This window comes from Streptomyces sp. ID05-39B (assembly GCF_033794725.1).
GTDB classification, from domain to species: Bacteria; Actinomycetota; Actinomycetes; order Streptomycetales; family Streptomycetaceae; genus Streptomyces; species Streptomyces bobili.
Map to the genome: position 1 here is coordinate 1 of NZ_JARGEF010000304.1, position 8,211 is coordinate 8,211.

6 protein-coding genes are annotated in these 8,211 nt (G+C 71.8%); 4 read left to right on the forward strand and 2 right to left on the reverse strand.

Going from position 1 to position 8,211, the window contains the following annotated elements:
- Nucleotides 1-99 precede the first annotated feature (99 nt).
- On the forward strand, nucleotides 100-1,293 hold the full coding sequence (locus P1P75_RS37010; RefSeq protein WP_319263710.1) for an alginate lyase family protein: 1,194 nt from the start codon (nucleotides 100-102) through the stop codon (nucleotides 1,291-1,293).
- 92 nt (nucleotides 1,294-1,385) lie between these two features.
- Nucleotides 1,386-3,035: a carboxylesterase family protein gene (locus tag P1P75_RS37015; protein ID WP_319263712.1), complete on the forward strand. Its 1,650-nt coding sequence runs from the start codon at nucleotides 1,386-1,388 to the stop codon at nucleotides 3,033-3,035.
- Nucleotides 3,036-3,046: 11 nt separating this feature from the next.
- Here the strand turns inward: P1P75_RS37015 and P1P75_RS37020 are convergent, their stop codons facing one another.
- Nucleotides 3,047-4,120 (reverse strand): LacI family DNA-binding transcriptional regulator, encoded by a 1,074-nt coding sequence (locus P1P75_RS37020; protein ID WP_319263713.1) that lies wholly within the window; start codon nucleotides 4,118-4,120, stop codon nucleotides 3,047-3,049.
- Between the two features lie 161 nt (nucleotides 4,121-4,281).
- Entirely contained in the window at nucleotides 4,282-5,280 is a 999-nt protein-coding gene (mmuM, locus tag P1P75_RS37025; protein ID WP_319263714.1) for a homocysteine S-methyltransferase, read from the reverse strand.
- Between the two features lie 128 nt (nucleotides 5,281-5,408).
- Between mmuM and P1P75_RS37030 the strand changes: the two genes are divergently transcribed.
- Nucleotides 5,409-6,815 carry an amino acid permease gene (locus P1P75_RS37030; protein ID WP_319263715.1) on the forward strand — a complete coding sequence of 469 codons (1,407 nt, stop codon included), beginning with the start codon at nucleotides 5,409-5,411 and terminating at the stop codon, nucleotides 6,813-6,815.
- The gene (locus P1P75_RS37035; RefSeq protein WP_319263717.1) at nucleotides 6,812-7,936 is read left to right on the forward strand and encodes a phosphotransferase; all 1,125 of its coding nucleotides are present in this window, start codon (nucleotides 6,812-6,814) and stop codon (nucleotides 7,934-7,936) included. Before P1P75_RS37030 ends, P1P75_RS37035 begins: the two co-directional genes overlap by 4 nt.
- The last annotated feature ends 275 nt before the right edge of the window (nucleotides 7,937-8,211 follow it).

Genomic DNA, 8,211 nt, shown 5'->3' on the forward strand with positions numbered 1-8,211 from the left:
CACCCCATGAGTTGCACATCCCCCCAACCCGCTTTCCCGCACCACCCGTCGCCGCAGACAGTCGCCTCAGACCCTTCGTCCCCGGATTCCCGAGCCCATGTGAGCCGCCGCGGTCTGTTGAAGACGGCGGGCGGGCTCACCGCAGCGCTCGCCCTGGGCGCCGGCGCGGCGGACGCGGCCCCGACGGCCTTCACGCACCCCGGCATGCTCCACAACCGGGGTGACATCAACCGTGCCAGGGTCAGGGTCGCCGCCGGGGACGACCCCTGGCTGTCAGGCTGGAACCGGCTGACGGCCAACGCCCACGCCCAGTCGACCTGGACACCGCGCCCCCAGGCCACCGTCGTCCGCGGCGGCACGGGCGAGAACTACGGCCTCCTCTACAACGACATCGCCGCCGCCTACCAGAACGCCCTGCGCTGGCAGGTCACCGGAAGCGAGGCGCACGCACACTGCGCCGCGAACATCCTGAACTCCTGGGCGTCGACGCTCACCACGGTCACCGGCAACGCAGACCGCTTCCTGGCCGCCGGCATCTACGGCTGGCAGTTCGCCAACGTCGCCGAACTCATGCGGGGCCATGCCGCGTTCGACCTGGCGGCCTTCCAGAAAATGATGGTGAGCGTTTTCTACCCGCTCAACAACCAGTTCCTCACCGTCCACAACGACGCGTGCGTCACCAACTACTGGGCGAACTGGGACCTGTGCGCGATCGCGTCCGTCATGGCGATCGGCATCCTCACCGAGGACGCCGCCAAGTACGACCAGGCCGTCAGGTACCTCAAGTCCGGTGCGGGTAACGGCTCGATGGCCCACGCGGTGCCCCACCTCCACACCGACGCGGACGGCTACGCCCTCGGCCAGTACCAGGAGTCCGGCCGGGACCAGGGCCACACCGTCATGGGCATGGGCCAGCTCGGCGCGATCTGCGAGATGGCCTGGAACCAGGGCGACGACCTCTACTCCTACGACGGGCGGCGGTTCATGAAGGCGGCGCAGTACGTCGCCAAGTACAACCGGGGTAGCGACGTGCCGTTCACCACCTACACCTGGGGCAGCGGCCAGAACTGCGCCCAGCAGTCGCACACCGTCATCTCCACCGCGTCCCGCGGCCAGGTCCGCCCCGTCTGGGCGATGCTGCACTACCACTACAACCGCCGTCTGGGCCTGGACGACAAGTACATCGCGCAGATGTGTTTCTCGGTCGCCCCCGAGGGCGGCGGGGGAGACTACGGCTCCACCAGCGGCGGATACGACCAGCTCGGTTTCGGCACGCTCATGTACGCCAAATAGCCCTGCGTGAGACTTGTGCACCGGAATACCGTGCACCGCTGTGGTGCTCTGGTGTTATCGGTGCACGAGTGCGGCGAAGGGCTGGTGGGCAGATGACGGCAGGCCAGGCGAACCCCGGGACCAAGCCTTGGCGGGATCCTGTGGCCATGACTCCGTACGGGGCTGTGCGAGGCCGAAACGAAAACGGTGTCGCGGTTTTCCGGGGGGTCCCGTACGCGGCTCCGCCGTTCGGGCCGCGCCGCTTCAGGCCCCCTGTGCCGCCCGAGGCCTGGGACGGTGTGCGCGACGCGGGCGCCTTCGGGCCCACGGCGCCGAAACCGCCGTACTCCGAGGCCTTCGCCCAGTACCTGTCCGATCCGGTCGTCCTGGGTGACGACTGTCTCAACCTGAACGTCTGGACGCCCGAGCCGGGTCCGGGCGCGCGGCTGCCGGTCGTGGTGTGGTTCCACGGTGGGGCGCTGACCAGGGGTTCCTCGGCAGTGCCCGTGTACGACGGACGGCACTTCGCACGCGACGGTGTCGTGTTCGTCTCGGTCAATTACCGACTGGGCGTGGAGGGTTACGGCGTGTTTCCGGGTGTTCCCGCGAACGCGGGTTTGCGCGACCAACTGGCGGCGTTGCGCTGGGTGCACGACTCGGTCGAGGCCTTCGGCGGCGACCCCTCACAGGTGACCCTGGCCGGTCAGTCCGCCGGTGCCATCAGCGTCGGCGCCCTGATCGCCGCCCCGCAGGCCCAGGGCCTGTTCCGGCGGGCAGTGCTCCAGAGCGGGCCGCCGGAGGCCTTCGAGCGGGACAAGGTGCGGCGCGTGGTCCGCCGGATGGCGAACCGGCTGAAGATCCCGGCCACCGCCGAGGCGTTCGCCGCCGTCGACCGTGACCTGCTGCTGCGGACACAGGCCGAGATCGGCAGACTCAGCAGTCCGGTGCTGGGCGGGCCCGCCTTCGGGATCGTCATCGACGGCGACCTCGTTCCGCGTCACCCGCTCGAGGCTCTCGTCGACGGCCACGCCGCACGCGACACCGAGCTGCTGCTCGGCTGGACCCGCGACGAGTACCGGTTGTGGCTTGTGCCGGGCGGCCTGCTGGAGCGCGTGGACCGCCTCGGGGCCGTCGCCCTGGCGGGTGCCATGGCCCGCTGTCGCTGCGGCTCCGAGGTGCCGCGCGGCTACCGGGCTCTACGTCCCGGGGCGGGCACCGCCGAGACGGTCGGCCAGATGGTCACCGATCACCTGCTGCGGCTGCCGCTCCAGCGGCTGGCGGAGACTCGGCCCGGCTCCTCGTACGTGTACGAGTTCGCCTGGCCGTCACTGCGGCCGGGCCTCGGTGCCTGTCATGCCCTTGAGCTGGGCTTCGTCTTCGACACCGGGGACCTGCCCGACTCTGCGAAACTCGCTGGGGACGGTGCCCCGCAGAATCTGGCCGACGCGATGCACGGCGCATGGGTACGGTTCGCCAGGACGGGCGATCCCGGCTGGGAGCCGTGGGACGCGACGCATCCCGTGCGGGTCTTCGGCGAGGTCGACAGTATTTCCCATACGGAATACGGTCTGCGGGATCGTGAACTCGCACTCTGGTCGGCTGACACGCACCGCGCCGGGGAGGGCATCGAGGACGCCGGGGAGTCCGAGGTGCTCGCGCCGCCCGCGGCGCCGGGCACCCTGCCCGTCCGGCCCCTGCGCGGCACCGAACTGCGCGCGGTGGTCCGGCGCCTGCGCCGCGCCGGGGGAGTCAGCCGGGACTGACCGTCCATCGCTCAGCGTCCGCGCCGCGATCCCCTTCCGACGGCACCCACCGAGTCCCGCACCACCACGTGGGTCCCGAGCAACAGGTGCTCGGCCGCCGCGCCCGGTGCCCGGCTCAGTACCGTGCGGACGGCGAGTCGGCCCAGTTCCTCATAAGGGACGTGCACGGTGGTCAGAGCCGGGTACAGGTCGCGGGCGAACGGAATGTCGTCGTAACCGGCCAGCGAAACATCGCCCGGAACGTCCAGTCCAGCCTCGTGGAGCGCCGTCAGCGCGCCCGCCGCCACCATGTCGGTCGCAGCGGCCACGGCCGTGAACTCCAGTCCCTGGTCGAGAGCCTGCCGCAGCAGTCGGTGACCGGAGTCGCGGGTGAAATCGCCGTTCAGGACGAGCGCCGGGTCCGGTTCCAGACCACGCGCCCGATGGGCCGCGAGGTAACCGCGTTCGCGGCCCAGCGCCGTGGTGTGGTCCGGTTTCCCGCCGAGGAACAGCACGCGTCGGTGGCCCTGCGCGAGGACGTACGAGACCAGGGCGTGGGCACCGCCCTCGTTGTCGTACTCCACGACAGTCACCGGCGCACCCGGACCCAGCGGCGGGCGGCCGCACAGCACCAGCCGCGAACCGGCCGAGGCCAGCGAGTCGGCGATACGGCGGGTGCGTTCGCGATACTCCGGGGTGTCGGCGGCGCCGCCGACCAGGAGCACGGCGGCGGCCCGCTGGGACCGCATCATCTCCACGAAGTCCAACTCCTGCCGCACGTCGCCCTCCGTGCCGCAGACCAGGCACAGATGGCCGTGGCGCGCCGCCTCACGCTCCACGCCGTGCGCCATGTGCGCGAACGACGGCCCCGTGATGTCCTCCAGTACGAACGCCAGCGTCGGTGTGCCGGCCCCCGCGACCGCCTTGGCCCGCGCGTCCGCGACGTAGTCCAGCTCACGCACCGCCCCCAGCACCCGGCTCCGGGTCTCGGCGCTCACCGGGTACATCCCGCCGAGCACCCGCGACACCGTCGCGGCGGACACGCCCGCCCGGGCCGCCACGTCCCGGATGGTGCTGCGCGCTGCGTCGCCGCTCTTCCTCGTCATCCCCGCCCCTCCCCTCGGAAACCCGGTGGCAACCGGTTTCCCGAGCGGAGGCTAGCAGCGACGGCCGTGGAGGGCGGAAGCCGTGCGACGGCAGAACCCTCCACGTTCGGACCGCAGACCTCCTCCGGCCAGGCGGTCACCGGCCGGCAAACTCCCGCCGGTCAGTTCGCCGACAGTGTCCGGGCGATCGACGCGACCGCGTCGGGGCCCACCCGGCAGCAGCCGCCGACCAGCCGGGCGCCCGAATCCCGCCAGGCGAGGACCTGTTCGGGAGCGAACGTGGAGCGGCCGTTCCAGGCGCGGGCCTCGGCGTCCCAGGCCTCACCGCTGTTGGGATACACGACGACCGGCTTCCCGGTCACCCGCGCCGCGGTCGCCACGGCACCCTCGACATCCTCCGGCGCGCAGCAGTTCACGCCGACCGCGATCACCTCGTCGGCCTCGGCCGCCGGCGCGAAGGCCTCCTCAAGCGGCTGCCCCGCCCGGGTGCGCTCGCCCGCGATGCTGTACGACAGCCAGGCCGGTACACCCAGCCCGCGGACCGCCCGCAGCAGCGCCTCGGCCTCCTCGGCGTCCGGCACCGTCTCCAGCGCCAGTACGTCCGGCCCGGCGGCTGCCAGCGCCTCCAGGCGAGGCCGGTGAAACCGCTCCAGCGCGTTTACCGTCAGCCCGTAACGGCCGCGGTACTCGGAGCCGTCCGCGAGCATCGCCCCGTACGGACCCACCGAAGCCGCTACCCACAACGGTTGCCGTACGCCCTTGTCCCCGGCCTGGCGGGCGGCCTCCTGGGCCAGTTCTACGCTCAGGGCGAGCAGCCGGGCCGCTTCCCCGCGGTCGATCCCGCGCTTGGCGAAGCCCTCGAAGGTGGCCTGGTAGCTGGAGGTGATCGCCACGTTCGCGCCCGCCTCGAAGTAGGCGAGGTGCGCCTCGGTGATCGCCTCGGGCCGCTCGGCGAGCAGTCGCGCCGACCACAGCTCGTCGCTCAGATCGTGTCCGGCGGACTCCAGCTGGTTGGACATGCCGCCGTCGAGGACCACGGCCCCGGCGGTGAGCGCCTCGGCGAGGGACGGGCGCTGCGAGGCGGAACCGTGCGCCGGGAAACCATCGCCGGAGGCGCTCTGCGGGGAGGTGCCGTGCGGGGAGGAGGTGTCGCTGCTCATGCACCGACGCTAGTCGAAGCGGTCACGGCCGAGTCGCCTGTGTCCACTTCATGAACAGAACGCCCATCATGTGGGACGCCGGGCTACGATCACGATCCTCCCGCCCGCACCGCACCGTACGGATCCCCATGACTGCCCCCAGCACCACCGAGGCCATCGACGCCGGCCCGGCCCCCACCCCCCGCCGCCGCAGATTCGGCCTCACCGCCGCCACGGCTCTCGTCATGGGCAACATCATCGGCGGCGGCATCTTCGCGCTGCCCGCGGCGGTCGCCCCCTACGGCACGGTCAGCCTGCTCGCCTTCGTCGTCCTCTCCGTGGCCGCGCTGCTCCTCGCGCTCCTCTTCGGCAAGCTCGCCCGCCGCAGTCCGGTCACCGGCGGCCTGTACGTCTACCCGCGCGACGCGTTCGGCCCCTTCGCCGGTTTTCTGTCCGCCTGGTCGTACTGGACGATGTGCTGGGTCAGCATCGCCGCGCTGGCCGTCGCCGTCGTCGGTTACGTCGACGTGCTGATACCGCTGCACGGCAATCACACCCTCGAAGCGGTCGTCGCCCTGGCCGCGCTGTGGCTGCCGACCGCCGCCAACTTCGCCGGCACCCGCTGGGTGGGCGCGGTCCAGATCGTCTCCACCGCCTTGAAGTTCGTTCCGCTGCTGCTGGTCGCCACGGTCGGTCTGTTCTTCATCGACACCGACAACTTCGGGCCGTTCAACGCTTCCGGAAACAGTGTTCCCGGCGCGCTCGCCGCCTCCGCCGCGCTGCTGCTCTACAGCTTCCTCGGCGTGGAGTCGGCCGCCGTCAGCGCGGGCGAGGTCGACGATCCCAAGCGCACGGTAGGCCGGGCGAGCGTCCTTGGCACACTGGCATCCGCGTTGGTCTACCTGCTGGGCACGGTCGCCGTCTTCGGCCTGGTCCCGCACGACCGGCTCGTCGAGTCCGGGGCACCCTTCGCCGACGCCGTGAACGCGATCACCGGCGGTACCTGGGGCGGCACCGCCATCTCTCTGGTCGCCGTCGCCTCCATCCTCGGCTGCCTCAACGGCTGGATCCTGCTGGCCGCGCAGATGCCTTACGCCGCCGCTCGCGACGGGCTGTTTCCGCAACCGTTTGCCCGCGTCGGCAAGGGCGGCGTGCCCGGTTTCGGCGTGTGGGCCGTGGCCGTCCTCGGTACGGTGCTCATCGGCCTCAACTTCACCGCGGGCCCCGACACCACCTTCCGTGTGCTGGTCCTGATCACCACGTTCACCGGCTGCGTCCCGTACCTGCTGTCCGCCGCCGCGCAGCTGTACTGGCTGGCTCGCGGTACACGCGAACGCGTCCGTCCTGCAGGCCTGGTCCGCGACCTCATCGTCGCCGCCCTCTCCTTCGGATTCTCTTTCTGGCTGATTGCGGGAGCCGGTTACGCGGCCGTCTACCAGGGCGTGCTGTTCCTCTTCGCGGGCATCCCGGTGTACGTGTGGCTGCGCGGGCGCCGGGAGCCGGCGGAGCCCACCGCGCCTACCACGCCGACCGAGGTGACTAGTCTGGGTGCGTGACCGACACTGTCTCCCTGGACGCCGAGGCCCGCGAAGTCCTCGGCGCAGGCGCCGGCCGCCGGACCGCCGTCGAACCCCTGGTGCACAACCCGAAGAACGGGGTTACCGCCGGCGTGTGGCGGGTCCGAGCCGGCGACCGGTCGGCGGTGCTGAAGCTGCTGACCCGCAGGAAGACGGCCGAAGGCCGCTGGGCCGCCTTGGACGACCCACGGCACTGGAACCACTGGCGGCGCGAGGCCCACGTCTACGAGTCCGGCTTGGCGCAGGCCTGGCAGCCGTACGGCATCCGCGCTCCCAGGCTGCTGGCCTGCGTCGAACGGCCCGACGGCGACGTGGCGTTGTGGCTCGAGGACATCCCGGGCGAGTCCGCCACCTCCTGGACGGTCGGGCGGCATGTCCGACAGGCCCGCAGGCTCGGCGCGGCCCAGGGAGCGTTCGGCGCGACGGACCGAGCGTGGCTGACCCGGCGTTTCCTGCGCCAGTACGTCGCGAGCAACACCCTCGGGCAGGAACTCCTCGACGACGACGAGGCATGGCGGCACCCCCTGGTCCGCGACCACTTCCCACCCGGCCTGCGCACCGCCATGGTCCGCCTCCACCACGACCGGGAATGGTTCCTTCACGTCATGGAGAACCTGCCACGCGCCTTCAGCCATCTCGACCTGTGGCCCGCGAACGTCCGCACGGACGGCGGGCGCACCGCGGCCTGCGTCGCCTTCGACTGGGCCTTCGCGGGCGACGGCGCGCTGGGCGAGGATCTCGGCAACTACCTCCCCGACACCGTTTTCGACCTGTTTCTTCCCGCCGCTCACCTGCCCGCCTACGCGGCAACGGCTTACGACGCCTATCTGCACGGCCTGCGGGAGAGCGGCTGGCGGGGCGACGAGCGGCTCGTACGGCTGGGGGTGTGCGCGTCGGCAGTGAAGTACGACTGGATCACCGCCCTGCTGCTGGCACGGGCCGGTGAGGAGCAGCTGGACTATGGCGGCGGGCGAACGGTGCCTGCCGAACTCCGTTACCGCGAGCGCGGCATGACACTGGCCTTCCTGGCCGGGTGGGCGGCAGAAGCCCGCCGGCTGGCGCCGCAGGCCGGGTTCCCGCAGGCGCCCAGCGGAAGGTGACGGAACGTCAGCGTGACGCCGCCCCGCCTTCGGCGGTCCCGCAGCCACTCGCCTCGTGAATCGGCGGGCCGTTGTTCGCACCGTACGACCACGCGGTCCTAGGCCGCGTGGGCGGGCCGGGGGGCAAAAGCGCCCTCGTCTGACCAAGGGGGGGGGGGCGGGGCCGCCGGAGGGGGGGCGGCGGCGCGCGGCGGCTACGTGTGCCACTGCGGTGCGGGTGCGGGCAGACGCCCGCGGGCGGCGAGGCGGTGGGGAGGAGCGCGCGGCGGCAGTCG